23 protein-coding genes and 1 tRNA gene are annotated in these 24,311 nt (G+C 46.8%); 16 read left to right on the forward strand and 8 right to left on the reverse strand.

Annotated elements, in window-relative coordinates; translation table 11 throughout:
* Window positions 1–21 precede the first annotated feature (21 nt).
* The 4 genes from LEPBO_RS0101780 to LEPBO_RS0101795 form a co-directional block, all read right to left on the reverse strand.
* Window positions 22–942 carry a DNA polymerase III subunit delta' gene (locus tag LEPBO_RS0101780; RefSeq protein WP_017285811.1) on the reverse strand — a complete coding sequence of 307 codons (921 nt, stop codon included), beginning with the start codon at window positions 940–942 and terminating at the stop codon, window positions 22–24.
* 367 nt (window positions 943–1,309) lie between these two features.
* Window positions 1,310–2,836, reverse strand: a complete 1,527-nt coding sequence (gene bchB, locus LEPBO_RS0101785) for a ferredoxin:protochlorophyllide reductase (ATP-dependent) subunit B (protein ID WP_017285812.1) — start codon at window positions 2,834–2,836, stop codon at window positions 1,310–1,312.
* 500 nt (window positions 2,837–3,336) lie between these two features.
* Complete coding sequence (locus LEPBO_RS0101790; RefSeq protein ID WP_017285813.1) at window positions 3,337–4,107, reverse strand: hypothetical protein; 771 nt, start codon at window positions 4,105–4,107, stop codon at window positions 3,337–3,339.
* Window positions 4,108–4,483: 376 nt separating this feature from the next.
* Window positions 4,484–5,761, reverse strand: coding sequence for an IS5 family transposase (locus LEPBO_RS0101795; RefSeq protein WP_017285814.1), 1,278 nt, complete (start codon window positions 5,759–5,761; stop codon window positions 4,484–4,486).
* 28 nt (window positions 5,762–5,789) lie between these two features.
* Between LEPBO_RS0101795 and LEPBO_RS44290 the strand changes: the two genes are divergently transcribed.
* Complete coding sequence (locus LEPBO_RS44290) at window positions 5,790–6,035, forward strand: phage integrase N-terminal SAM-like domain-containing protein (protein ID WP_263970819.1); 246 nt, start codon at window positions 5,790–5,792, stop codon at window positions 6,033–6,035.
* Window positions 6,004–6,294 (forward strand): phage integrase N-terminal SAM-like domain-containing protein, encoded by a 291-nt coding sequence (locus LEPBO_RS44295; protein ID WP_242045254.1) that lies wholly within the window; start codon window positions 6,004–6,006, stop codon window positions 6,292–6,294. Before LEPBO_RS44290 ends, LEPBO_RS44295 begins: the two co-directional genes overlap by 32 nt.
* 110 nt (window positions 6,295–6,404) lie before the next feature.
* On the opposite strand, the gene folB is transcribed toward LEPBO_RS44295, so the two are convergent.
* Both folB and LEPBO_RS0101810 read right to left on the reverse strand, forming a co-directional pair.
* Window positions 6,405–6,767: a dihydroneopterin aldolase gene (gene folB / locus LEPBO_RS0101805; RefSeq protein ID WP_017285816.1), complete on the reverse strand. Its 363-nt coding sequence runs from the start codon at window positions 6,765–6,767 to the stop codon at window positions 6,405–6,407.
* The gene (locus LEPBO_RS0101810) at window positions 6,764–8,170 is read right to left on the reverse strand and encodes an ArnT family glycosyltransferase (RefSeq protein ID WP_017285817.1); all 1,407 of its coding nucleotides are present in this window, start codon (window positions 8,168–8,170) and stop codon (window positions 6,764–6,766) included. The genes folB and LEPBO_RS0101810 overlap by 4 nt, the downstream gene beginning before the upstream one ends.
* Before the next feature lie 116 nt (window positions 8,171–8,286).
* Between LEPBO_RS0101810 and LEPBO_RS0101815 the strand changes: the two genes are divergently transcribed.
* From LEPBO_RS0101815 to LEPBO_RS0101845, 7 genes are all read left to right on the forward strand, one after another.
* Complete coding sequence (locus LEPBO_RS0101815; RefSeq protein ID WP_017285818.1) at window positions 8,287–9,381, forward strand: ABC transporter permease; 1,095 nt, start codon at window positions 8,287–8,289, stop codon at window positions 9,379–9,381.
* Between the two features lie 6 nt (window positions 9,382–9,387).
* On the forward strand, window positions 9,388–10,335 hold the full coding sequence (locus tag LEPBO_RS0101820; protein ID WP_017285819.1) for an ABC transporter permease: 948 nt from the start codon (window positions 9,388–9,390) through the stop codon (window positions 10,333–10,335).
* Window positions 10,336–10,470: 135 nt separating this feature from the next.
* On the forward strand, window positions 10,471–12,018 hold the full coding sequence (locus LEPBO_RS0101825; protein WP_017285820.1) for an ABC transporter ATP-binding protein: 1,548 nt from the start codon (window positions 10,471–10,473) through the stop codon (window positions 12,016–12,018).
* A gap of 68 nt (window positions 12,019–12,086) precedes the next feature.
* Window positions 12,087–12,980: a tetratricopeptide repeat protein gene (locus LEPBO_RS0101830; protein WP_017285821.1), complete on the forward strand. Its 894-nt coding sequence runs from the start codon at window positions 12,087–12,089 to the stop codon at window positions 12,978–12,980.
* Between the two features lie 283 nt (window positions 12,981–13,263).
* Window positions 13,264–13,686 (forward strand): hypothetical protein, encoded by a 423-nt coding sequence (locus tag LEPBO_RS0101835; RefSeq protein ID WP_017285822.1) that lies wholly within the window; start codon window positions 13,264–13,266, stop codon window positions 13,684–13,686.
* Window positions 13,687–13,712: 26 nt separating this feature from the next.
* Window positions 13,713–14,075 (forward strand): hypothetical protein, encoded by a 363-nt coding sequence (locus tag LEPBO_RS0101840; RefSeq protein ID WP_017285823.1) that lies wholly within the window; start codon window positions 13,713–13,715, stop codon window positions 14,073–14,075.
* A gap of 4 nt (window positions 14,076–14,079) precedes the next feature.
* Window positions 14,080–14,406: an MGMT family protein gene (locus LEPBO_RS0101845; protein ID WP_017285824.1), complete on the forward strand. Its 327-nt coding sequence runs from the start codon at window positions 14,080–14,082 to the stop codon at window positions 14,404–14,406.
* Here LEPBO_RS0101845 and LEPBO_RS0101850 read toward each other — a convergent pair.
* A complete protein-coding gene (locus tag LEPBO_RS0101850) occupies window positions 14,390–14,815 on the reverse strand; it encodes a hypothetical protein (RefSeq protein WP_017285825.1) in 426 nt (141 codons plus the stop codon). The genes LEPBO_RS0101845 and LEPBO_RS0101850 overlap by 17 nt on opposite strands.
* A 169-nt stretch (window positions 14,816–14,984) precedes the next feature.
* Between LEPBO_RS0101850 and LEPBO_RS0101855 the strand changes: the two genes are divergently transcribed.
* Window positions 14,985–15,057, forward strand: a tRNA-Gln gene (locus LEPBO_RS0101855).
* Between the two features lie 126 nt (window positions 15,058–15,183).
* On the opposite strand, the gene LEPBO_RS0101860 is transcribed toward LEPBO_RS0101855, so the two are convergent.
* Window positions 15,184–15,981, reverse strand: coding sequence for a COP23 domain-containing protein (locus tag LEPBO_RS0101860; RefSeq protein ID WP_017285826.1), 798 nt, complete (start codon window positions 15,979–15,981; stop codon window positions 15,184–15,186).
* Window positions 15,982–16,207: 226 nt separating this feature from the next.
* Here LEPBO_RS0101860 and crtR point away from each other — a divergent pair, with 226 nt between their 5' ends.
* The 6 genes from crtR (at window position 16,208) to LEPBO_RS0101890 (ending at window position 24,254) form a co-directional block, all read left to right on the forward strand.
* A complete protein-coding gene (gene crtR, locus LEPBO_RS35840; protein WP_017285827.1) occupies window positions 16,208–17,143 on the forward strand; it encodes a beta-carotene hydroxylase in 936 nt (311 codons plus the stop codon).
* A 400-nt stretch (window positions 17,144–17,543) separates the two neighbouring features.
* Entirely contained in the window at window positions 17,544–18,980 is a 1,437-nt protein-coding gene (locus tag LEPBO_RS0101870; RefSeq protein WP_017285829.1) for an efflux RND transporter periplasmic adaptor subunit, read from the forward strand.
* Window positions 18,981–19,018: 38 nt separating this feature from the next.
* Entirely contained in the window at window positions 19,019–22,288 is a 3,270-nt protein-coding gene (locus LEPBO_RS0101875; RefSeq protein WP_017285830.1) for an efflux RND transporter permease subunit, read from the forward strand.
* Window positions 22,257–22,745, forward strand: a complete 489-nt coding sequence (locus tag LEPBO_RS0101880; protein WP_017285831.1) for a phage holin family protein — start codon at window positions 22,257–22,259, stop codon at window positions 22,743–22,745. Before LEPBO_RS0101875 ends, LEPBO_RS0101880 begins: the two co-directional genes overlap by 32 nt.
* A gap of 145 nt (window positions 22,746–22,890) precedes the next feature.
* Window positions 22,891–23,148 carry a hypothetical protein gene (locus tag LEPBO_RS0101885; RefSeq protein WP_017285832.1) on the forward strand — a complete coding sequence of 86 codons (258 nt, stop codon included), beginning with the start codon at window positions 22,891–22,893 and terminating at the stop codon, window positions 23,146–23,148.
* A gap of 134 nt (window positions 23,149–23,282) precedes the next feature.
* Entirely contained in the window at window positions 23,283–24,254 is a 972-nt protein-coding gene (locus LEPBO_RS0101890) for an ABC transporter substrate-binding protein (RefSeq protein ID WP_017285833.1), read from the forward strand.
* The last annotated feature ends 57 nt before the right edge of the window (window positions 24,255–24,311 follow it).

Below are 24,311 nucleotides of genomic sequence, written 5' to 3' on the forward strand. Positions count from 1 at the left end.
TTTATCAGGGGATCATCACGGTTAATTGATTAACTGCATCCAAGTCACTTCCCAGACAAGCTGCGGCTGAACGTAAGCCAGTAACATTGTTTTCGCTTGTTCTAAAAGTTGCAGAGGTCGCTCCTGATGCTGCATCTGTGCCCAATAGCCTTGCTGCAAGTAATCAATCAGCCAAAGTTGTGTTTCACTATCGGTGTTTTTCGTGATCGCTCTTGCCGTGGTCAAGGCTTCTCGTAATGTTCTCGGAAGGGTCATTGCAGCCTGTAAGAGTTCTGGGTCAATTGAATCGAGCTTTTGCTGATGTGCGATCGCGGCTCCAGGACTGCCCTGTGCTAGTGCTAGTAACTGCGGCTGTGCCAGAATCGCTTCATGTCCAGTTTTACTCAAGACTTCTGCCATTGAAGTCGCATCGAGTCGGGAGAAAGGAATGCGTTGACAGCGAGAAACAATTGTTGGGAGAACTGACTCAAGACTGGGCGCGAGGAGAATAATGGTTGCTCGTCCGGGTTCTTCTAAGGTTTTGAGTAGAGCATTTGCCGCCGCTTCGGGCATGGTTTCAGCTTGCTCAATTACAACGGTCGATCGAACCGCTTCTAATGGCGGACGACTGAGAAATTGGCTGACCTCTCGAATCTGTTCTAAGCGGATCATTGGGGGAGTTTTGCGCTTGACTCCAGCAGCCTCAGCTTCGGCAGCACTTAGTCTTTTACCTTGATGGAGATAAGTCGGTGCAACCCAAAGCAAATCAGGATGATTACGGTTGAGAATCCGCGATCGAGACGATGCGAGTAAGGTTTCGAGAAAACATTCAGCAGCTAGACTTTTCCCAATGCCCGGAGAACCCACAAATAGATAAGCCGGAGCGAGACGATCTTGCGCGATCGCACTTTCTAGCAATTCGACAGCTTGAGATTGCCCGATTAACTCAGCGAAAACAGACATGGACAGCGCTTGTGAAAGACAGAGATCCAGTGTAATCGAAGCGAGTAGAGAATTGCGCAGATTCGCTTGAGAGAGTGCTAGTTTTCTTGCTCCGTTCTATCTCGCCCCGGAATGGAATTCCAGGGCTAACGGTGCGAAGTCCTTAAAAGGACTGAAGACTTGATTCTAATTGGCTGTTAGTCCCTTGAGTGGACTTCGTTCAACTAGCCCCGAATTCCATTCCGGGGCGGGTGAATGCGATGAACGATTACTTTTCTGGGGCGGGTGAACTGCAATGAACGGTACTGTTCAAACATCATCTAAAACACGATCGCATAGTTCCATCAGTCGCCGCAAAATCGAATACTAGCGGCGACTGATTGATCAACTAAGCACCCACTGCTTCTTTCGCAGCGTAAAGAACTTCGGCAGTGATCTGAGTAATATTGCGATCGCGGGCAAATTTCTCAGTGTTCCGCTTCACCTTACCGCGCACAAAGCCCGGAATACGGTTCAGTTCTGCCAGTCCGTCTTTACTCCAGTTCAAATCAGAGTCGGCTGAAACAGATTTGGTAATCACTTCTTTTGTATCGTGACCGCCAAAGATCTCCAGCAGATGATCTTCCATGCCCAAAGTAAACGAGTTGTAGATCAAATCCACAATCTGATTGCTTCCTTCGTAGCCAACAAATGGCTTGTAGCCCACTGGGAAGTTTTGAATGTGAATGGGAGCCGCAATCACACCACACGGAATATCGAGCCGTTTTCCAACGTGGCGTTCCATCTGAGTTCCGAAGATTGCAGCAGGTTCAAGCCGCGCGATCGCATCTGCAATTTGTCCATTGTCATCGCTGACTAAGACATCATCACAGTATTCGCTGACTTGTTCTCTAAACCATGCTTCATCGTATTTGCAATAAGTTCCTGCCAGCAATACGTGAATTCCCATCTCGCGTGCCAGAATCTTGGTCAAGGCTGCTGCATGAGTGTTATCTCCGAAAACGACTGCTTTTTTGCCTGTGAGATTTTGGCAGTCAATCGATCGAGAAAACCAAGCCGCTTGAGACACAAATCGCGTTTGCTGATCAATGAAGGGTTCATAGTCAACATTTGCACCTTGAGCATTGATCACTTGCTGAATTTTGCGAATACAGCGTGCCGTTTCCACAATGCCGATCGGCGTAATGTCAACATAAGGCATGTTGAATTCTTGCTGTAAAAATTCGGCTGCTAGTAACCCTGTTTCGCGATAAGGCACCAGGTTAAACCAAGCCCGAGGAAGGGATTTTAGTTCATGAACACTTGCGCCTGCAGGCACAATCGCATTGACTTCAATGCCCAAATCCGACATTAACTTTTTCAGTTCAGTCGCATCGTGATTGTTATGGAATCCGAGCGTCGTCATTCCGAAAATATTGACGGAAGGTTTTTCGGTTTTCTCAGTGACGAGATTGCCTTGCTTGCGAGCTTTGGCGATATAGAACTGAACGATTTGCTGTAACGTGCGATCGGCGGCTTGTAGCTCATTGACGCGGTAGTGATTCACATCCGCTAACATCACATCGCCTTTGGCTTCGAGTTGTGCTCGCTCGACGAAATTCTGCAAATCTTCCTGCAAAATACTAGAGGTACAAGTCGGAGTCAGCACAATTAAGTCAGGATGTTCTTCAGCATCTTTCCGGGTGATGTTATCAACGACTTTCTCTTGAGAACCCCGCGCCAGCACATGTCGATCGACGACACTGGTTGTGACTGGAGTATAATCACGCTCTCGTTCCAACATCGATCGCATGACGTTGAAATAGTCATCGCCGAGCGGCGCGTGCATGATGGCATGAACATTTTTAAAAGAGCTGGCAATGCGGAGAGTGCCAATATGCGCGGGACCTGCGTACATCCAATAAGCTAATTTCATGAAGCGTGAAATGATGATGTGGAGATTGCTCTTGCATTCTCTCAAAGTTACTGACCGCGTTTGCGCTTGCTTTGTGATGTGTTACGCGATCGCACTGCCATTAAAAAAGCTGCAAACCGTTCTCAGGAGCGGCTAGAGCGTGATTTCACAGCCAGTGATTCTTAATAGTTCGTTGCTAAACTACAACAAACTCTATGAATGAATTTGGAGCGGGGAGAACCTAGAATTAGAGTAATCCCTATCTTCCTATCAGATTTATCGTGGTGAACTAGTTCTGTCGATCGCAGTTTCACAAGCACACGAGCGTGAATATCTCTTGCTCAGAATTGCACAAATAATAGTTAAGCTCACCTTTTGCATTGCCATCAGAAAATACTTCGTGCAAGTTATTCGTACTTATATACTAAACGATGACTCAGCCTAACGTTCCCAATCACCCGCCGCAGATAAGCTCGACCTCTAACCGATAACTTCTCGGCGGTCGGTGTGCATTGGGATTGTTATGGTGCTACATGCTCTGGAACAGGCAGCATATTTCGCCAATAAAACGTTTCTTTGGGTAAGACTAAAGCATCAACTCGCTCAAAGTCTGACCGAACTGGATGAAAGTCAAAATCGGAGCGTGAGTAGTTAAGGGGCGTTTCATTGCAATCGGGAAGATAAGCTCCATAGTGCTGAAGAGTTGCATGAAGAAAACCAAATTTGCCTGTTCCAGATTTAAGCACTGATTTCATTTCAGATTCAGTAACTTTTCGCATGACGCTGCTGAACAAATGCCGCGTCTGAATTGGGAAAGTAGACTGTTGAGATACGAAGTATTCATAAGTTATTTCAAGATCCCAGTAGCCAGCACCCCAACCGCGATCGCCAATCTTCTCATTAGGGTCATCATAGTCATCAGATCCGAAGTGATAGTATTCAGTCCACCTGTCCTGATAGAAGATTTTTACAGTACTCCATTCACTAGTTCCTTGATGAGTAATGACAATAGCCTTGGTTTCTAGGAAAAGAGCAAGTGCAAATGCTACCTCTTCAGACGAAAATGCCCACCAAACTGTCCAGGTATGTCCAGCATATTGCCAAAGAAAATGTTTCTCCTGTTCATTAAATGATGCAGGAAAGATGTCGGCATCATATTCTGCTCGAAAGTAGTTAGCAAGAGTAGAAGTAAAAAGGTGAATTGGAGCTTCGATGAGAACTACACCAAAGCGATTCCAGAACCCATCAGTAAGACCAAATCCTCGCTTTTCTGCAAGCTTCCAACTAAGCATAGAAATTTAGGTAATCACCTCACCAATAATCTCAATCTACCCACCTATACCTAACGGTAACTTGCTTCTTGACTTTGGCAAATAACTTTAAGGTACTGTCTCAATCAAGGACTTACGGCATAACAATTTATTACACTGAAAATTTCGATATATCAACCCAAAGTGGCATACTATACGGAAAAAATCGGTATATCGCACCATTTTGGGATGCTATGCGGAAATGCTTCTGTATAGTACGCTCATATAGATGAATATACGGAAATTTTCCACTTCACATTGAAAAAACAGCTTATCGTTAATATAAACTTACTGTTTTAACAATGGAACCACAGCCTATTTAGTCGTCCTTGAAAAACACTATGCGAAATCGTAGAACCTAAGCAGGTTCTACCTCTAGAACCATCACAGCGCGAAACAATTTGCGAAGATTGAACCCGCACCCTGCGAGTAAAGCATTGAGACTATCGCCAAGCTGCCCTTTGAGATAGTTGCGCCCTAAACAGTGGTCGCTTTTGCTATGTCCAATCACAGGCTCAATGGCACTCCGCCGTTTGAACAATCGTCGCGCCTTCCCGGTGCGTTTGCGGGTGTCACAGACGAGAACTTCGACATCCTGCGGGTGATGGTCTTTGCCCCGAAATCCCTGATCCACGGTGGCATGGTTGGGACGAATGTCTGTGAGTCGCTCGACTTGCTCAATGGCGGGAGTGAGAGTGGAGCCATCATACGGGTTGCCATGCTGGGCAGCAATGCCCACAATCCAATTGCTGGCGTTCGTGGTCGTCAGCACGACTTTGCAGCCAAACTCGTAGGGTTTGTGCGCTTTGCCTTTGGCGATGCACTCGACTTCTGGAGCGTGAATGCTGTAGCACTTGCCTTTGTCCTGCTTCTGCTGTTGATAGATTCGCTTGGCAGATTTGAGCAAGACCGCAACGGCTTCGGGCATCGGCTTCAGTTTGCGTTCTAAATCTCGAATCACTCGTCCCAAGTAGGTGCGTAAGATGCGGGTTTGCTTCTGAGCGCGTCGTCCTTGTCGAGCAGCGGCATAGCGACTTTGTTTGAGCAGTACTTGTTCGCCCACCCGCACGTAAGTTTGTCGCAACTTCACCTGATGTTTTCGGGCCATCCGCACCAGCGTTCGTCTGGCTTTGTCGTACAACCGCGCATCGGTAGGAAACGCGATGGCTTTCTCTTGCACGGTCGTATCGACAATCACTTGCTTCACATCCTGGGGTGACAATGCCTCGCATTGCATGGCGGTCTTGATCACTTGTGACAGCAGTTTTTCCAGTCCATCGACTCCGACTCGTCGTCGCCAGTTCCCTAAACTCGATGGATGACAAGGCAACTGATGCTGAAAGGTCTCTTCTCCGCAAAAGTACTGCCAGTATGGGTTTTCCACCCATTTTGCCACGACTGATTCATCGCTCTCGTTGTACAACGCCTTCAGGTAATGCAGTCCCACCATCAACCGTACAGGCAATGGCGGTCGCCCTCCGTCGGTGGTCATCGTTGTGCCAAAGTCTTGCTCCAAACTCTCCCAGTCCAGCAGATTTGCCAGTTTGAACAACGCATGCTGCGCGTTCAGTTGGGCTTTCAGTTTTGGAGCTTCTGAGCTTGATTTTCCGGATGGTGTTTTCGAGAATCCGGTCATGGGTTTTGCAAGATTTTGAACAGTTTGAGTGATTTTCTTGCAATATTATCATTGTTGCTCATTGCTTAGAAGCCTCATCCCGATTACGCTTCTAGGTTTTTCAAGGACGACTAGGAAACTGCTTGATCGACTTCGCAACACAATTCGTCTGAAACACTACTCATATAGCACTGAGAAAACCTATGTAAACTGGAATCGGCGCTACATTCTGTTTCACAACAAGAGACATCCTCAAGAAATGGGTGCTGCTGAAATCGAGGCTTTTCTCACTTAGCCTTGCGGTTCAGAAAAATGTCGCTGCTTCCACACAAAATCAAGCACTTAACGCGATCGTCTTCCTCTATCACGAAGTCCTCAAACAAGACAAATGCGAAAGGCTGGGAAAGTCGAGTCACGATGCCCCCTCGATCGTCATTCCGCCGTTGCAAGAGCATCTTTGTCGAGTCAGACGACTGCATCAGCAAGACTTGGAGCGCGGATTTGGCTCCGTTTATCTCCCCTTTGCCTTAGCGAAAGTATCCCAATGCAGATAAACGGTCAGTTACGCTTCAAAAGCGACGGTAAGATCAGCGCTTGATCAGCTTTGACCCAGATCTTAACTGAAGAAATCATGGAGTCACGCAGAATTAGAGTCAAGCAGCAGTTAACCTTTCTTGCGGAGAATGTCGATCGTAATCTTGCCATCAAACCCAGGAATCGGAGCGGCTGGCTTGACCACTTTGACTTGCACTTGATTAACCTGCTGATAGTTCAAAATCTTATCTGCGATCGTTTCTGCTAACTTCTCTAGCAAAAGAAACTTTGAAGTTTTAATCAGCGTTTGAACATCGTCAATCACATTGCAATAGTCGAGCGTATCTGCCAACACATCACTGCGTCCTGGCTTGGATAAATCCAACCACAAAGTAAGATCAACCTCAAACCATTGACCCAAAATTTGTTCTTCTGGTAATGCGCCCATGTAACCGTAGCCACGAATTCGGCTTAAGTGAATGCAATCCGTCATGATTTCAAGCCATAGCCTTTACGAACATAGTAATTTTTGATCCAGACTCCAAAGCGTTTTACAGAAATCGTGATCGGCTCAGAAGTACGATCGAATTTTGAGAGTACCACTAATTCCGCCGGATACCAATCATCCGAAACAATGACTGCATCTTTCCCATCAGGTAAATTCCGATGCCAAAAGTCAAATTGATCAATGCGATCGCTAATTGCAATCACATTGCGATTGTTCATTTGATACGCCAAAGCTGAAGCAGACCGATAATCAGAAGTGACAAGCAGCGGTGCGTTCAGCGTTCGAGCTTCAGATTCAACGATCGCTGCAACCTCTTTCCATCCAAATAACATTCGTGAATCTGGATCACTCTGTTGATCAATCAAGGCAGTCAGCGGGAAGACCGTATAGTGAAAAACAAGTACTGCCGAAATAATCAAGCCATAGATTGCCTGTGCTTTGAAATTTCGGAACACAAAAGGCAGCAGCGGAAATAATAATAGATACGCTGTAATGTTCCAGTAATACAATGCAGCCGAAACAAGCGAAATGATAGTTAATCCAATTGTTGAAGGAACAAACACCCAAAACGCTACAGTTGGATAAATCGATTGAATGGGTAAGCGAGTTTTCAACAGTTGATAAAAGCCAATCCAGCTAAACGGCGGAACAACAAACAGTGAAACTAATGTAAACCCTAGAAATGGACCAATTTTGATTCCAGGATCGACTGGGCGAACACTACGATCGACATAATATCGAAAAGACAGAAAGTCGTTTGAGACATTCCAAATGATGATTGGAATTAAAGCCGTCAGCGCGATCGCAATTGCGATATACAGCCTGCGATCGCGAAATAACGGTCGTAATCGAGCCTCTGTGATTACCGTTGCAAAAAAGCCGATCGCGACAAAAATCGCATTGTATTTAGAAAGAAACGCGAAAGAAAGCGCGATCGCGCTTGCGTACAACCGCCAAGTTTCTCCTCTGCCATCTGTTAAATAAGTATCTAAAAACCGAATCAATAAATACGCAGATATAAGTGAAGCTGTGATCAACAAATGATCATGCCAAGCAAAGCCTAGAAATATAAAATAGAGCGGCGATGATACTACCAAAAGCATCACTTTCCAAAACTCTAGATTTTTATGAAGATAAATAACAATTCGATAATAAGTGTAGAAAAAAGCAACATTACTGAACAAGTTCGGGAGTCGGAGCACGAACGCTGAACGTCCGAACAAAGAAGTGCACAGACCTTGTATCCAAGCCTCTAAAGGCGGATGGTCATAGTAAGACCAATCGAAATGTTGTCCCCATAACCAGTAGTAAGCTTCATCCGAATTCGGGAACGCAAACCACCAAAATATTATTCGCAGTAGCAAAAAAGCACAAAAGAAAAAGATCATTAAAACCTATGACACTCTGACAAAACGTCAATTTAGACACAGTGAAAACATCGTGAATATGAAAGGATGACTTCTCAACTGTAGACTTCGCCCTATTCAGCATAGGGTGTTTTGATATGCTTACCACCGGGACATGGCGGAGAACTTTAGAGGCGATCTGTATTCCGATCGGCGCTCTACTGTTTTCACTTTTTCTATTTGGTCTATTCTGCTTCGCAGTTGGGACAAATCCTTTTGAAGTATATGGAGCGATTTATCAAGCTGCATTCGGCAGTTGGCTGTCCTTCCAAAATTCCCTGATCCGCGCCGCGCCGCTGATGCTCACTTCTCTCTGTACCGCCTTGCCCGCCCGCTTGGGGCTAGTGATCATCGGCAATGAAGGCGCACTGGTCATCGGAGGAATTGCAGCGACGATCGTTGGACTCTCTGCGGTCAATCAAGCTCCAGCCACGATTACGCAACTGATGATGGCGCTTGCAGGAATGGGTGCAGGCGGATTGTGGATTGCAATCGTTGGTGCTCTGCGCCATTACCGAGGTGTAAATGAAACCATTAGCAGCTTATTGATGAACTATATTGCGATCGCGCTGTTAAATCATCTCGTCGGTGGCCCGATGCGCGATCCAAGCTCGTTAAATAAACCTTCTAGCTATGCAATTCCAGACCTTGATCGCTTAGGCACAATCCCCCTGTTTCCCAGAGTGCATTACGGTTTGATCTACGGCATTATTGCCTGTGTGATTGCTTACTTCTTAATCCAGCGCACAACGTTTGGATTCGCGGCTCGAACGGCGGGAGGCAACATTAAAGCTGCCCGCATTGCTGGACTTCCAGTCGGACAACTTGCGATCGCCATTTGTTTTCTCGCAGGCTCTTGTGCAGGACTCGCGGGAATGGTTGAAATCGCCGCAGTGCATGGACGAGCCAATGAATCCCTGAACGCAAACTACGGTTATTCTGGCATTCTCGTTGCATTCGTTGCCCGAAATAACCCGATCGCAGCCGGGCTAATTGCCATCTTATTCGGCGGCATTCTCGCCAGCGGGAGCATTTTGCAGCGACGGTTAGGAATGCCCGATGCCACCGTCTTTGTCCTTCAAGGGTTAGTGTTCCTCGTGGTTCTGTACAGCGAATCTTTGTACGGTCGATTCCGAGTGTTCAAAGAACCCGCACCGAAAGTACCCGCAGCGTCCGCAGTTTTAGGAGGTTAATTCAATATGGCAACAGAAGCGATCGGTTGGTGGGGAGTGCCCTTAGCCATTGTGGCGGGAACCTTGAGAGGTAGCGCGCCCTTTTTGTTTGTCAGCTTAGGAGAATGCTTGACCGAGAAAAGCGGCAAGATCAACCTCGGCTTAGAAGGAACGTTGTTGATGGGAGCGATGAGTGCTTATGGCGTTTCTTATCTTACACAAGGGATGGTTGGCAGTGCTCTTTCTCCCTGGCTCGGTGTCTTTGTCGCTGGACTTTCGGGAGTGTTTTTGGGATTCATTCATGCGTGGCTGTCTCAACAACCCAAAGTCAATGATGTCGCCGTGGGGATTGCCATGATTATTTTTGGCAGTGGCTTGGCATTCTTTTTCGGAAAGCCGTTCATTCAACCTTCTGCGCCGCAACTTCCGGCAATTGGACTCGGAGATTGGAGTTCGATCGCACAAATCCAGCAGACTTTCAAAATTAATCCATTGTTTGTCCTGGGAATTTTAATTGCACCTGCGATGACCTGGTTTTTCAAAACAACGCGCTGGGGTTTATTTATCCGCGCTGTAGGAGACAATCCAGAAGCAGCGTTGGCAATGGGCATTTCGATCAAGAAAGTGCGGATGCTCTGCACAATGGCAGGTGGATTTTTAGCCGGAGTTGGAGGCGCGTATTTGTCGCTGTACTATCCGGGAAGTTGGTCAGAACGGATTTCGAGTGGGCAAGGACTGATGGCAGTGGCACTCGTGATTTTTGCACGATGGAATCCCGTTCAGTGTTTGTGGGCTTCGCTGTTATTTGGGGGAGCACAAGCTGTCGGCCCTGCCCTGCAAGCAGTCGGCATCGACGGGGGATATTATCTGTTTAATGCAGCACCGTATGTGCTGACGTTAGTGATTATGATTTTGACTTGTTCCCCGAAACGAACCATCTCAGGAGCACCGGGAGCATTGGGAACTTTGAATTAGAAGGGTAGAGATCCGGGAAGAACCTCCAAAAATCGCCAGGCTTCCCGTCTCAGGATGACAGTCTCGCAGACTGGAAGATTGAAACAATAAGTCAGCCAACGGAACCGAAGCGCAAAGATAACCGCATTAGTAATCATGACAACCGAAATTGAAACCTCTACGATCGAGACTCGAAACGCTCCGCCACTTCTCGAAATTCAGGAAATGACGAAGCGCTTCGGAACGTTTACCGCTCTAGACCATGTGGCATTGACCCTCAGACCTGGAACGTTCCACGCCCTACTCGGTGAGAACGGAGCCGGGAAAAGCACCCTGGTCAAATGTGTGATGGGATTCTATACGCCAACCAGCGGACAGGTGAAATTAGACGGGCAGGCTTGTACGATTGCATCTCCGCGCGATGCCCAAAAATATGGAATTGGCATGGTCTATCAGCATTTCACCTCTGTTCCCGCGATGACGGTTGCAGAAAATTTAGTGATTGCGCGATCGGGAGGAAATTTAGTCATTAATTGGAAAGAAGAGAGTGAAAAGCTCTCGGCTTTCATGCAAACTTCGCCCTTTCAATTGCCGTTAGATGCGCTAGTTGGACAATTGGCAGCCGGGGAAAAACAAAAGCTAGAAATTCTGAAACTGCTTTATCTAAAGAGCAAAATTCTGATTCTCGATGAACCAACCTCAGTCCTGACTCCCAACGAAGCCGATGAAATTTTAGGACTGCTTCGAGAGCAAGTTACTGCAGGCTTACTCAGTGTCTTACTGATTAGCCACAAGATGCGTGAGGTCACAGGCTTTACAGACGAAATCACCGTACTGCGACGCGGCAAATTAGCTGGAACAGGCAGCATGAAAGTTCTCACCGTACCCGACATCACAGAAATGATGATGGGCGAACGGCGCGAACCCAAGCCCGTTGAGAAAGTGACGCATGATGCTCCGATTCCGGTTCTCGAAGTTCGCGATCTGCACGCCGATAAAGATAACGGACTCGAAGCCGTTTCGGGCATTAATCTGAATGTTCGCAGTGGTGAAATTGTCGGAATTGCTGGAATTTCAGGCAATGGTCAGCGCGAATTTGTGGAAGTGCTAGCTGGACAGCGACAGCCCACAGCGGGAGAAGTGCTCGTCAATGGAGAACGCTATCAAGCCACACGAGCGCAAATGTATGAACATCGCGTCTTTGTCCTCCCTGAAGAACCGCTAAAAAATGCCTGCGTGCCGCATATGAGTGTGGCAGAAAATTTAGCCTTAAGAACCTTCGATCGTCCTCCCCAATCGAAAGGAATTCTGCTCTACTTCAAAGCGATTCGAGACGCAGCCCAATCTCTGATTCAAAGTTTCAAAATTAAAACGCCAACGCCTGAGACACCCATTCGTGACTTATCGGGCGGAAACGTACAGCGGGCTGTTCTGGCGCGCGAACTTTCCTCGGATCACATTAAACTCTTGATCACAGCCAACCCCTGCTTTGGTCTAGACTTCGCAGCCGTCGAAGATATTCATGGGCAAATTCTGCAAGCCCGCAATCGCGGCGTTGCGGTGCTGCTCGTCAGTGAAGACTTAGATGAATTGCTGAAATTGTCCGATCGCATTCTTGTGATTAGCGGCGGTAAGTTTTTATACGAAAGTTCAATTGACAATGCTGACTTTAATGAGATCGGACGCAGTATGACTGGGCACTAATAAGGAAGTCACCGACAAGTTCTGTAAAAAATTACGAATTTGTCGCCTTTCCTTACTGAAATCCCGCTATGAAGACACCCCAAGGTGCTCAGATTTGTCTGTTTACATGTTTAAGCCTGATGATCTCACTCGGCGGTTGGCAGCCGTTATCTTTCGCTCAAGTGTCGCCGACGGCTCCGAAATTAATGGAGCCGAGCGAAAGCGATCGCGCCTTTGAACGCGGATTGCAGCAGTTGCGAAGTCGCAATTATGAAAATGCGATCGCGAGCTTTGACCAAGCGATCCGACTCGATCCAAAATTCAAGGAAGCCTATAGCGGCAGAGGATTTGCCCAACTGCAAAGTGGACAACTTGCACAAGCCATGGAGAGCTATAACCGCATTTTGCAAATTGATCCAACAGCCGCGATCGCGTACTCTGGTTTAGCACTCGTGCGCGCGAAATTAGGCGACGATCGCCAAGCCAAACTCGATACTGAAAAAAGTGCTGCACTTTTGGCTCGTCAGACTTCCAGGCATTTATATCAGAGCGAGTTGAGCCTACTCGAACTGCGTGTTGCCACCGCAGGACAACCTCCCAACTCCCAACTCTGGACATTGATCGAGCAAGGCTATCAGCAGATTGATGCACGCAATTTTCGGGCGGCGATTAATTTGTTCAATCAAGCTGTCAAGTTGCTCCCCTCTGGGTCGGCGCGTCCGTATATCGATCGCGGGGTTGCTTATTTCTGGATGCAGGATTATCGAGCCGCGATCGAGGATTTCTCAACTGCAATTCGGTTCAATCCCTTTTATGTCAAAGCTTACGAGTACCGCGCTCGGGCTTATGAACAAATTGGACAAAACCAAGCAGCAAGAGCAGATACCCAGAAAGCGATCAGGCTAGCCCGCCAATTTGGCAGCCAGCCTTTTATCCAAGAGCTAACTCAAGGGAATTCACCCACTAAACTCACGGCGAATTGATCGCAGTCCTAATGGGTTGAGGGAGGGGGGAGCTATTTTCCTCATTCCCCCAACTTGCAAGCTCTGACATATCAAAAGCTTGCTCCAACGAGACTCTATTACACTGACATTCTCTAAAGATCAGACTTTCTAAAGATTTTGTTCACACTGACTCGGTAAGCGACACGATACCCTAGAGGAGTAGATCATTCGTCTCAAAATCCCACTCCTTAACCCGCCCTGGGATTGAGACTAATTCTTCTCAAACCTCGCAAAGTTAAAGGTATCTTTTGTGACTCATTTTATGGCATCTGAGCAGCAAGTTAGACAGTATCTCGCCTACTGGTTACAGTTAGGAAAGCGGCTCATGACACATAATGGACAGCAAGCCGTCAAGCCGACTTCTGTGATTGCAGGCGATCGTTATAGCGATGAGTTTGAGGCTTGCTGGAAGTTAGTGACTTCTCCTGAAGCCGGAGACTGCTATATCGAAGGCACAACTCAGACGATTACAGATTTACTTTCACCCATTTGGGAAATTAATCCTTGTGCGCGGTGTGCAATGCCCGTTCCCACTCGATCTCTGGGGATGCCACCTACCGAATGTCCTTGTTTTGACTTGCCTAATTGGCCTGACAGTCACCTTCCACAACCGCGATCGCCGATCAATACCTCTAATTCTTTGCAAAAGATTCGCGATCGTCTGTCTCGCCCAAGTAACCCATAATAGAAAAGTTGAGTTTGGGAGTTGTAATGCGATCAATTCTTTTCATAAGCGCTGCATTGCTGATTGCGACTCCCGCTCAAGCCGAAACCTTCGAGCTGCAAAATCCAGCTTGGAAGCCTGTTCCGAACACTGAAGTAAATGGGACTTCCTACATTGAGACAAATAGCATTATTAAGTCTGACGACAAAATCATTTACGATCTGGTGAATGCGGAAGCAGCCTATTCGAGAGTGGAAATGAATTGCGAAGCGCAGCAGTTTAGAACGATTCGGATGGGCTATTTTGCCACGCGATCGAGAATCAATTATACAACGGTCAATGATCCGTGGATGAAGCCTGAGACGAATTACCATAAAGCTCTCGCCGCCTTTATTTGCAGTCTGCAATAAGAGAATGTCGAAGTATCAGAAAATCTACTCTGTCGTTCGCCAAATTCCTTATGGGCAAGTCGCAACGTATGGACAAGTTGCAGAGCTTGCAGGACTGCCGAGACAAGCGCGTTTAGTCGGATATGCCCTATTTCGCGCCACAGATGACACGTTAGCTGTGCCTTGGCATCGAGTCGTGAATGCTAAAGGAGAAATCTCGATGTCGCCGCGTCGAGAAGGGATGGATCATATTCAGCGATCGCGTTTAGAAGCCGAAGGCATTGTCTTCAAAGCGAATCAACTGAGTTTGAATCGCTATCGCTGGCAACCGGATCTCACGCAGTTTGATTGAAGACTTCTAAAACTCGCTGACAAAATTCTTTCAATCGCATCACCGATTCGGGTGCGGGTTGACCTTCTCCTTCAGCAATCCAATCCTGAACGGTGGACATCTGCCACTGTTTACCTTGGTGATCAAATCCAGCGGTCTCAACGCCAATCGCTCGTCTGATGTGAGTTTCATCATCTGAGTGAAAGCGAATCTGAATTAGGACACTGCGGCACTGAAACAAGCGACTGCGCCCTGGAAAATGAAATCCGATATCGATCGAGTCTGGATCAACTTGTTCACGGGTGTCTGGGTCATTTGCCCAAGGTTTGAGATCGACTCGTGCATCTGGGAAGTCAGTTTTAATTAAATTTGTAATCGTTGCAATCTTGCTTGCGGTTTCTAAACTAGTCGCTTGTTCTGCTGCATTCACGATCGTGCGGCTCCCAATCAGCGTGAGATAAAAAACTAGATTTTTATCTCTTCATCATACGCAACATCTCAACTCGGAAGCAGTGCGACTTGATACCAAGATTTGTATGTCTCTAAAAATTCTTGACATATTCTTGGGGTTTAGTGTTAATATACGTAAGGCAGCGCGTTGGGGCGTAGCCAAGCGGTAAGGCACCGGGTTTTGGTCCCGGCATTTCCTAGGTTCGAATCCTAGCGCCCCAGTATCTAAACAGTAAAAGGAGCGAGATTTAATCTCGCTCCTTTTACTGTTTTTGAGCAAAAAGAGGAGAAGGAAAAAAGTTTTTCCCAGATTAGGGATTGACTCCCTATCTCCTCATCTCCCTACCCTTAGCGGCGTTGAAAAATCCGAGGAGTCGATTGAACTGCCGGACGATTTGTCCGAGTCTGCACCCCACCGACTAATTTTTCCCCAGTTCCTCGATCTGAACGAGATAGGAAGGGCTTGAGATTAATTGGACCATTCGTCACCGCAGTCGATCGACGACCTCGAACTCCAAGCAGATTCCCCAACTGGTCAAGCACATCAGAACGACCACTGCCATAAGTTAGAACGCCTTGGGTTTGCTGACCACTATCCGCTACTGAGAGATTTTGGAAAACACGATCGCGGGTCGCTAACGGATCTTGTCCATTGGGAACCGTCAACACAATTCGGCAGCTTGGCACCCGATCCGTCGTGACACAAATCGTGTTGTAGCCATTCTCAACGCCAGTCGTCATTTCTCGCAGACCATCAGGGCGATATGATTCAAGACGACGCGCGATTTCATTACACCGACGTAGAGCATCCCAGCCCCCACCCATATTGCTGGGAACTGCCCACGGATAAGCCTGATTCGGCTGATTTTCCGGGAAATACATCACCGTATTTTGTCCATTGTTCACCCGGCACGCAAACCGAGTGCCCGCAGCCGTGGGAGAAGGAATCGTAGTTGAACCGTCCGGATTGGGAACCGGAATCGTGGTTGAACCGCCCCGATCGGGTTCAGTGGGAATGATGACATCGCCTGGAGCCGTTTGTGCTACAGCTGCACTACTTGCGATCATCATCGCACTCAACGAAAGTAACGTTCCTCGAACTACTTTATTTTTATTTTTTGCCCAGCTTACAGGTCGTAGCGACATGGGAATCAACCTCGATCGTTGTGAATTAATTTAGAAAGATTTGAACTCTGAACGGCGTTCTAACTGGATTGACCTAAATTGATCTTCTGAAGTTCCCAACTGCAAAAGAATCTACCTTTAGAGAGAAGCGAACGGGTCGATTGCAAAATCTTAGAAAGCCGTTACTTAACTTAAAGACATGCCTTGACGTATACTTTTCTGAGTATTCGCAAGGAGAGACGGTGTGATGTCGGAGGCGGCAACGAAGCCCCTGACGATTCCAAGGGAGTTACTGGGAGCGCCTGGTGATTTTAATCCAACGTTGTTGATCTTTTTGCTGTCGGTCGCGATCGCAATTATCTCGACGTTAGGATATTGGTTTTGGGGATGGGTGGATTGGATTAGTTTCTGCCTTAATGTCTTGGCATTACATATGGTTGGAACAGTCATCCACGATGCCTGTCATGGTGTGGCTCATCGCAATAAAGTGATGAATGCAATTTTGGGTCACGGGAGCGCATTCCTCCTCTGTTTCTCTTACCCCGTCTTTACGAGGGTTCATATTCAGCACCATGCTCATGTGAATGATCCAGAAAACGATCCAGATCATGTTGTATCTACATTCGGACCCTTGTGGATCATCAATGCACGGTTTATGTATCACGAGTTCTTCTTCTTCCAGCGCAAATTATGGAAGAAAAATGAACTCTTTGAGTGGTTTTTGGCACGGCTATCTTTGGCGCTCGTAATCTACGCTGCGTGCCAGTTTCATTTTCTGGGATATGTGTTCAATTTTTGGTTTGTGCCTTTAGCGATCGTGGGGTTAGTCTTGGGATTATTCTTTGACTATTTGCCTCATCGTCCATTTAAGGAACGAGATCGTTGGTTGAATGCGAGAGTCTATCCGAGTAGGATTTTGAACTGGCTGATTATGGGTCAGAACTATCACTTGGTGCATCATCTATGGCCTGCTGTCCCTTGGTATAAGTATGAAGCTGCTTATTATGCAGCGAAGCCAATTTTGGATGAGAAGGGATCACCCCAATCGATCGGGCTTTTGAAAGAAGATTTCTTAGGATTTGTCTATGACATCTTTCTAGGCATTCGGATTCATCGCAAGCCAAAACGCGAAGAAACTCCGATTTCTGAAGAACCCAAAGTTTCTCTCTCATCCAAGCTATAAGCCATCGTCGATCCGGATCAACTTGGGGATGACTGGGTACATAGAGTAGGCACAGAGAGCTAACAGAAAAATTCCAGTGCTGTTTGTGCTGGAATTTTTTGCGCCTTTGGGTGTTCGAGATTATCATAAGGATCTTCTACTAGTCGGGCAAGACTTAGATCGAGGTACAAGGCTATGCTCACTCTCGAAAAGATAGACGGAGCTAGTTTTTTTGTTGCTAAGATCTACCTGTGGAGTGAGACAATATGGTTCGTATTCTTAGTAATGTACGAAATGCTCTGGTAGAATTCCTAAAATAATACATCTGTTTCTCAGCTTCTTTAAGACCGCTCGGTAGTTTGAGATCGACGATTTCGCCCCTTCTACCGTTTCATTCAACCCTCCTGACAGCACTTTGAATATGAATGGCGAAAATACCGATCGCGCTGGATTCGCTCAGACAGATGCCCCAGTTTCAGAATTGCCGCCTCGTCGTCCGCGCTGGCGTAAATTTCTGATTCCAGGGTTAATTGGACTTGCAGTTGTTGGCGGATTGGGTTGGATTGTCTTTAATCGGATTATTCTGCCTCTGATGATTGTGAGTCAGATGAAGCCTCAACCGACTCCAGTCCCGTTGGCAAACCCGAAAAGTTCAACGATCGAAGATAGCTCTGACTATGCCGCTACCTTAGATTCTCGGCAATCCATTACGCTTCAACCGCAGGTCAGTGGACAGATTTCGCAAATCTATGTCAGACCTGGTCAGCAAGTGACTGCCGGGCAAGCTATTTTACAAATTGACAATCGCGAACAACGTGCTCAAGTTGCGAGTCGGCAATCGGCATCGCAAACGGCAGCAGCGGACATTGATTCAGCCCAAGCAGATGTTGAAAACGAACAGCAAACTTTACGATCGCTGCAAGCTCAGCGTGCGACAGCACTTTCAAACGTGCAATTGAACCAGAAAGAGTACGATCGCTTTGTCGAATTGCAAAGACAGGGCGCAACCAGTAAACAAATTCTTGATCAGCGTTTAAATGCTCTACAGACTGCTCAAGCAGCCTTGAGACAAGCAGATGCAGATATTGCTGCGCAACGTTCTGCGATTAGCCGTGCGCAATCCGTCGTTGAGCGAAATCGCCGAGCTTTTGAACAATCCCAAGCCAATATTGCAGAGGGACAAGCTCAATTGCAGTACTATACGATCACTGCTCCTTTTACTGGAACCGTTGGGGAAATCCCGATTAAAGTCGGTGATACAGTGAGTCCGACCTCCCAATTGTTGAATATTACTCAGAATCAGCAATTAGAAGTTCAGATTCAAGTCCCGTTAGAGCGATCAAGTGCTTTGCGGTTAGGCTTACCTGTCAAACTGCTCGATGATCAAGGCAAAGAAGTACAGACAGGTCGAATTTCCTTTGTTGCCCCGAATGTTGATTCGACTACGCAATCAGTGCAAGCAAAAGCAGTCTTTGAGAATGTGCGGAACTTGCGACCTTCGCAATTTGTGCGCGCGCGCGTTGTTTGGAGTAATCGACCTGGCGTACTCGTGCCCACAACGGCAATCTCTCGATTAGGGGGAAGAGATTTTATTTTTGTTGCTGCTCCGCTAAGTGCATCGGGGTGTTCAGAGCCAGCCGCACCTCAAGGGGGCGGAAAATTTGAAGCGAATCCGGACATGTTAGTTGCAGCCCAAAAGCCGATTCAACTCGGCAGAATTATTGGCAATGAACAAGAAGTCGTCGAAGGACTGAGTGCCAACGATCGCATTATTACTTCTGGAATTTTGCAACTGCAAAATTGTGCTGCGATCATGGATGCTGCTCAAGTTCCTGCTCAACAGTCTTCTCAGCAATAGCCCTCTCACAATAGTCCTTTCACAGGCGTGAATCTATTATGGTGATTTTGTCTGTTTCCGATTTTTTTATTAAACGTCCTGTGTTTGCGACAGTGTGTTCGATTGTCATCACACTGTTAGGGATTGCTTGTATTCCGACGTTACCGATCGCGCAATATCCAGACATTGCTCCGCCTCAAGTTGGGGTAACGGCAAACTACGTCGGTGCGAATGCTGAAGTCGTTGAATCGACCGTCACGAACATTCTAGAGCGCGAGTTGAACGGGATTACTGGCGTTAAGTTCATCAAATCGACCAGTGCCAATAATGGTGTAAGTAACATTAACCTGACGTTTGACTTAGGACGAGATCAGGATTTAGCTGCTGTTGATGTGCAGAATCGCGTTTCGACTGTGCAATCGCGCTTACCTGGTCCTGTGACTCAAACTGGAGTTCAGGTCACTAAAACAAACAATAATTTTCTACTCGCGATCGGGATTTACTCGGAAAAAGACCCCAAGAAAAATCAAGATTTCTATGATGATCTGTACTTGAGTAACTATGCAGATTTGTATTTGAGAGATGCATTGCGACGGCTGAAAGGCGTAGGCGAAGTCCAGATCTTTGGTGAACGAACTTACGCCATGCGGATTTGGCTCGACCCAGAACGGCTTGCTGCTCGAACGTTAACGCCGCAAGATGTCGTGCAAGCGCTCAGACAGCAAAACGTGCAAGTTGGGGCGGGACAGATTGGGCAAGCGCCAGCAGTCCCCGGACAGGAATATCAATATTCAGTCACGGCACAAGGACGACTCAAAGAAGCTGAGGAATTTAATAACTTAGTCATCCGAACGGCACAGTCTGGCGCTTTAGTTCGGCTGAGAGATATCGGTCGGGCTGAGCTTGGGGCTGAGAATTATGGGTCATTGCTGCGATTTACGACGCAAGATCGCGTGACGCATCGAGGCGTTGGGTTAGGAGTGAACCAACAGTTTGGCAGTAACGCGCTAGATGTGGCAAAAGCTGTCAAAGATGAGATGCAACGCTTATCGAGTAACTTTCCGCCTGGACTAAAGTATGACGTAGCATTTGATACGACTGTCTTTATTGAAGCAGGGGCACGTGAGGTTGTTGATTCGCTGATTCAGGCAATTATCTTAGTTGTCTTGATTTTGTTCTTGTTTCTCCAAGACTGGAGAGCAGCACTGATCACGTCGATCGTGATTCCGATCGCATTTCTTGGCACCTTCATCTTTGTCAAGATCCTGGGATTTTCGATCAATACGCTGACGCTATTTGGCTTAACCCTAGCAACGGGTTTAGTAGTCGATGATGCGATCGTGATTATTGAAGACATCACTCGGCGGATTCAAGATGAAGATATGAATCCAGTGGAAGCTGCGATCGCATCAATGAACACTTTATCTGGAGTGGTGATTGCAACTTCATTGGTCTTGATGACCGTGTTTGTTCCGGTGGCATTTTTCCCAGGAACAACCGGACAACTCTATCGACAATTTGCTTTAACAATCACATTTTCGGTCGCAGTTTCTACCTTTAACGCATTGACGTTTACACCGATGCTGTCTGCGTTACTGCTGCGTCGTGGACAAACGGCTAGCAATAACTGGTTCTTCCGGCGGGTGAATTTGGGCATTGATAAAACTCGTGATGCTTATGCAAGAAACCTCGATCGCGTCGTGCGCAAAAAAGGATTAGTCTTGACTTTTTTTGCAGGAGCATTAGCGCTGACCTACTTTGTCTATAACCTTGTGCCGCAAGCCTTTATCCCTGATGAAGATCAAGGGGTATTTATCACAATTGTGCAAGCGCCTGAAGGGGTTTCGCTTGGCTATACCGAAAAAGTTTTAGAAAAAGCAGAAGCGATTCTCAAAGCTCAACCAGAAGTTGCCAACATTTTTGCAGTCGGCGGATTTAGCTTTAGTGGCGCAACTCCGAATAACGGAATCATCTTTACTACCCTGAAACCTTGGGATCAGCGTCGCGGTGCAGATCAATCTTTAGACTCGATTATTGGTGGGTTTTTCCCAAAACCTTTCGGACTGTTCCCCAAGATGGCATCGATTCAGGAAGCGGTTGTGCTGCCGTTTAATTTGCCTGCTATTTCTGGAATTGGCAACTTTGGTGGATTTGAGTTTCACTTGCAGGATCGCACTAATTTAGGCTTCCAAGCAATGGGTGAGACTTTGGGTAAATTTATCGGTCGTGCAACCGCTTATCCTTCACCGCAAAGTCCTCAGATTGCTCAATTACGTCCGAACTTTAACGGAAATACGCCGCAAATCTCGGTAGAAGTGGATCGCGATCGCGCCAATCAACTGCAAGTTCCGCTCGATGATATTTTCAATACCTTACAAGTCTTTCTCGGGTCTACCTATGTGAATGACTTTAACCAGTTCAACCGAGCGTATCGCGTCTATGTTCAGGCGGATCAACAATATCGATCGAACCCTGAAGATATTAAAAAGCTGTATGTTCGTAGTACAACCGGGCAGATGATTTCGATGGGGAACTTAGTCAAAGTTACCCAAAATACAGGGCCATCGATTATTACCCACTACAACTTATTCCGATCGATTGAATTAAACGGTGCTCCGGCACCGGGGGCAAGCTCTGGGCAAGCCATTCAAGCGATGGAGGCGGTTGCTAGAGAAACCTTACCGAGAGGCTTTGGCTTTGAATGGTCAGGGCTTTCACTGGAAGAAATCGAATCAGGGGGCGCAGCATTCTTTATTTTCGGATTAGCGATCGTCTTTGTGTTTCTTACCCTAGCTGCTCAGTATGAGAACTACATTGATCCAGTGATCATCATGCTGACTGTGCCCCTAGCAATTCTAGGCGCACTCTTAGCTGTTCTCTTGCGGGGGACTGCAAATGATGTCTACACTCAAATCGGCTTCGTGATGCTGATCGGGATGGCGAGTAAAAACTCGATTCTGATTGTTGAATTTGCCAACGAGGAGCGTGCTGCCGGTAAAGGAATTGCGAGTGCAGTCGTTGCAGCAGGACGAGAACGGTTAAGACCAATTCTCATGACTGCGATCTCAACTGCGATCGGCGCACTTCCTTTGGTGATTGCAACTGGACCTGGAGCGGCGGCTCGTCAATCTTTGGGAACTGCGATCGTCGGTGGGATGGTTGTCGCAACTTTCCTAAGTTTGTTCATTGTTCCTGTTCTTTATATTGTGATTAAAGGATTTGAAGATCGCTTGAGAAAACCTGCAAAACGTCTAGCTCCAGTTGATGGAAGTTTGGACGGCAATAGTAAACATCCCCGTGAATCAGCAGCGACTTCCGAAAGAGATTGAAATCTACCTGGATGGAGAGGGGATTTCCTCAGCAGATCAGTCACGATTAGGGTTAGAAAAAATCCGTATTGATAGATTTGAGGGAAAACTCATGGGATATGTTCTAACGATTTTAGTGACTGCACTGAGCTTACTTGTCGTCGATATTGTTTTACCGGGCGTGAATATTGAAAGCTTTGCAGTTGCGATGATTGCAGGGATTGTGATTGGTTTAATCAATACCTTTGTGAAGCCGATTTTGTCGCTTTTGACGTTGCCGATTAACTTAGTAACGTTGGGCTTATTCTCGATCGTGATTAACGGTATTTGTTTTACCCTAGCGGCGGCTTTAGTTCCAGGTTTCCAAGCACACGGACTGATTTCATTCCTCGTGGCTCCGGTGATTCTGTCATTGGCAAGTACCTTCTTGAATAAGTACTTTGCAGAACGCAACGCTGATCTGAAGCCAAACGTCTAGATGACTCGAATCTGATCAACCCCCAGTCGGTAGGCGCGACCTCTGGGGGTTTTCAGGTAACTTTCTAATACAGATCCTGCCCTGAAGGATAAAAAAATGTATTATAAGCTACAGATTTGACTCTTCGCTTCAGAGAAGTTTGCTTATGTCTCTTAATTCAGAAATTTATGGGTTCGATCGATCGGGTGCTGGCTGGCAGATGCTTCAAGCACAATCGATTTCCTGCGCTCCGCGATTTACGCCATCGATGTGGGTGCAGTTGCTCAATCCCCCGACAGCTTACAGTTCTGACCAGGGGCGGCTTCTTTGCCAAGTGGCTGAGGATCAATGGCTCGCTTGGGTTCCAGAGTATGGCGAACTTTTGCTGACGACTGATGAGTTTTGCAGCTTGAGCGAGGACTGATTGGCGATCGTCAGCCAGAATGCTGAATTCTACCTGTGCTTTCTGAACTGCATCATACTCTCAGCTTAATATCTATTTCAGCGCCAGTTCTGCAAGAGGCTGGCGCTATTTTATGGTTTTCAAGGAATCTGTAGATGTTTAAGCCTCGGTCTATTAGCCTGATCATCATTGCCTGTATTACGTTTTTCTGGTCAGTTGCTTGTTCTCCTCAATCGACTCCTCTCGCTGTTTCTGCAACGCCTTGGTCTGGCTATTCAGGGCATCATATTGCCATGAAAAAGGATTTTTATGGACAAGCAGGACTGAAAATTCAAGACCTTTTATATCAGTCAACCACTGAGCAAATTGATGCGTTTCTAGCCGGAAAAACGGACTTAGCTTGGGTGACAGCCGGGGATGTGATTGATATGGCTGGAAAAGATCCCAGTCTGAAAATTATCTTTCTGTGTGATTACTCGAATGGGGCAGATGGCATTGTCGGACGTGGAATTAAGACTGCGGCAGATCTCAAAGGCAAAACAGTAGCTCGTGAAAATGTATTGTTTGAGAAGGTTTTCCTGCGGGCTTATCTGGAAAAAGGGGGGCTGAGCGAAAAGGATCTCAAGATTAAAGATATGTCTGCTGCTGCTGCTGCTGCTGCGTTTAGTGCACAGCGAGTAGATGCTGCTGTTACTTATGAACCGTTTCTGACCAAAGCGTTGAAGGAAAGCGGTGGAGAGCTTCTCTTTAGTACCAAGGGCACAAATTTGATTGCAGATGTACTGGTCACACGATCGCAGTTAATTTCCGATCGCAGAGCCGATTTGCTGACATTTCTGAAAGCAGCCGACAAAGGAATTAAATTGCTAGAAGCCGGAGATGAATCTGCGATCGCGCTTGCTGCTCAACGTTTAGGGACTTCCTCTTCAGAACTGCGCGCACAGCTTACGGGAATTGCATTGTTTGATATTGAGGGCAACAAAACGATCGGGTTCAATCCTCAAAATCCGAACAATGCGATTAAAAATTTTGAGCTAGTTGCGAAAGCTGCTTACGATTTCAAAGTCGTTCAACAACCGCTGGATGTGAAATCTATCTACGATGATTCGCTTGTGAAAGCGCTTTAAGAGCGCATTGTAAAAACATCACTTTGCGTTCAATGCTCAAACTTTTTAAGGGGCGAC

The organism is Leptolyngbya boryana PCC 6306, assembly GCF_000353285.1.
GTDB lineage: Bacteria > Cyanobacteriota > Cyanobacteriia > Leptolyngbyales > Leptolyngbyaceae > Leptolyngbya > Leptolyngbya boryana.

Bases quoted from the DNA above. Each gene is read 5' to 3' on its own strand.
- LEPBO_RS0101780 (WP_017285811.1), bottom strand. From the start codon at position 942: ATGTCTGTTTTCGCTGAGTTAATCGGGCAATCTCAAGCTGTCGAATTG.
- bchB (WP_017285812.1), bottom strand. From the start codon at position 2,836: ATGAAATTAGCTTATTGGATGTACGCAGGTCCCGCGCATATTGGCACT.
- LEPBO_RS0101790 (WP_017285813.1), bottom strand. From the start codon at position 4,107: ATGCTTAGTTGGAAGCTTGCAGAAAAGCGAGGATTTGGTCTTACTGAT.
- LEPBO_RS0101795 (WP_017285814.1), bottom strand. From the start codon at position 5,761: ATGACCGGATTCTCGAAAACACCATCCGGAAAATCAAGCTCAGAAGCT.
- folB (WP_017285816.1), bottom strand. From the start codon at position 6,767: ATGACGGATTGCATTCACTTAAGCCGAATTCGTGGCTACGGTTACATG.
- LEPBO_RS0101810 (WP_017285817.1), bottom strand. From the start codon at position 8,170: ATGATCTTTTTCTTTTGTGCTTTTTTGCTACTGCGAATAATATTTTGG.
- LEPBO_RS0101815 (WP_017285818.1), top strand. From the start codon at position 8,287: ATGCTTACCACCGGGACATGGCGGAGAACTTTAGAGGCGATCTGTATT.
- LEPBO_RS0101820 (WP_017285819.1), top strand. From the start codon at position 9,388: ATGGCAACAGAAGCGATCGGTTGGTGGGGAGTGCCCTTAGCCATTGTG.
- LEPBO_RS0101825 (WP_017285820.1), top strand. From the start codon at position 10,471: ATGACAACCGAAATTGAAACCTCTACGATCGAGACTCGAAACGCTCCG.
- LEPBO_RS0101830 (WP_017285821.1), top strand. From the start codon at position 12,087: ATGAAGACACCCCAAGGTGCTCAGATTTGTCTGTTTACATGTTTAAGC.
- LEPBO_RS0101835 (WP_017285822.1), top strand. From the start codon at position 13,264: ATGGCATCTGAGCAGCAAGTTAGACAGTATCTCGCCTACTGGTTACAG.
- LEPBO_RS0101840 (WP_017285823.1), top strand. From the start codon at position 13,713: ATGCGATCAATTCTTTTCATAAGCGCTGCATTGCTGATTGCGACTCCC.
- LEPBO_RS0101845 (WP_017285824.1), top strand. From the start codon at position 14,080: ATGTCGAAGTATCAGAAAATCTACTCTGTCGTTCGCCAAATTCCTTAT.
- LEPBO_RS0101860 (WP_017285826.1), bottom strand. From the start codon at position 15,981: ATGTCGCTACGACCTGTAAGCTGGGCAAAAAATAAAAATAAAGTAGTT.
- crtR (WP_017285827.1), top strand. From the start codon at position 16,208: ATGTCGGAGGCGGCAACGAAGCCCCTGACGATTCCAAGGGAGTTACTG.
- LEPBO_RS0101870 (WP_017285829.1), top strand. From the start codon at position 17,544: ATGAATGGCGAAAATACCGATCGCGCTGGATTCGCTCAGACAGATGCC.
- LEPBO_RS0101875 (WP_017285830.1), top strand. From the start codon at position 19,019: ATGGTGATTTTGTCTGTTTCCGATTTTTTTATTAAACGTCCTGTGTTT.
- LEPBO_RS0101885 (WP_017285832.1), top strand. From the start codon at position 22,891: ATGTCTCTTAATTCAGAAATTTATGGGTTCGATCGATCGGGTGCTGGC.
- LEPBO_RS0101890 (WP_017285833.1), top strand. From the start codon at position 23,283: ATGTTTAAGCCTCGGTCTATTAGCCTGATCATCATTGCCTGTATTACG.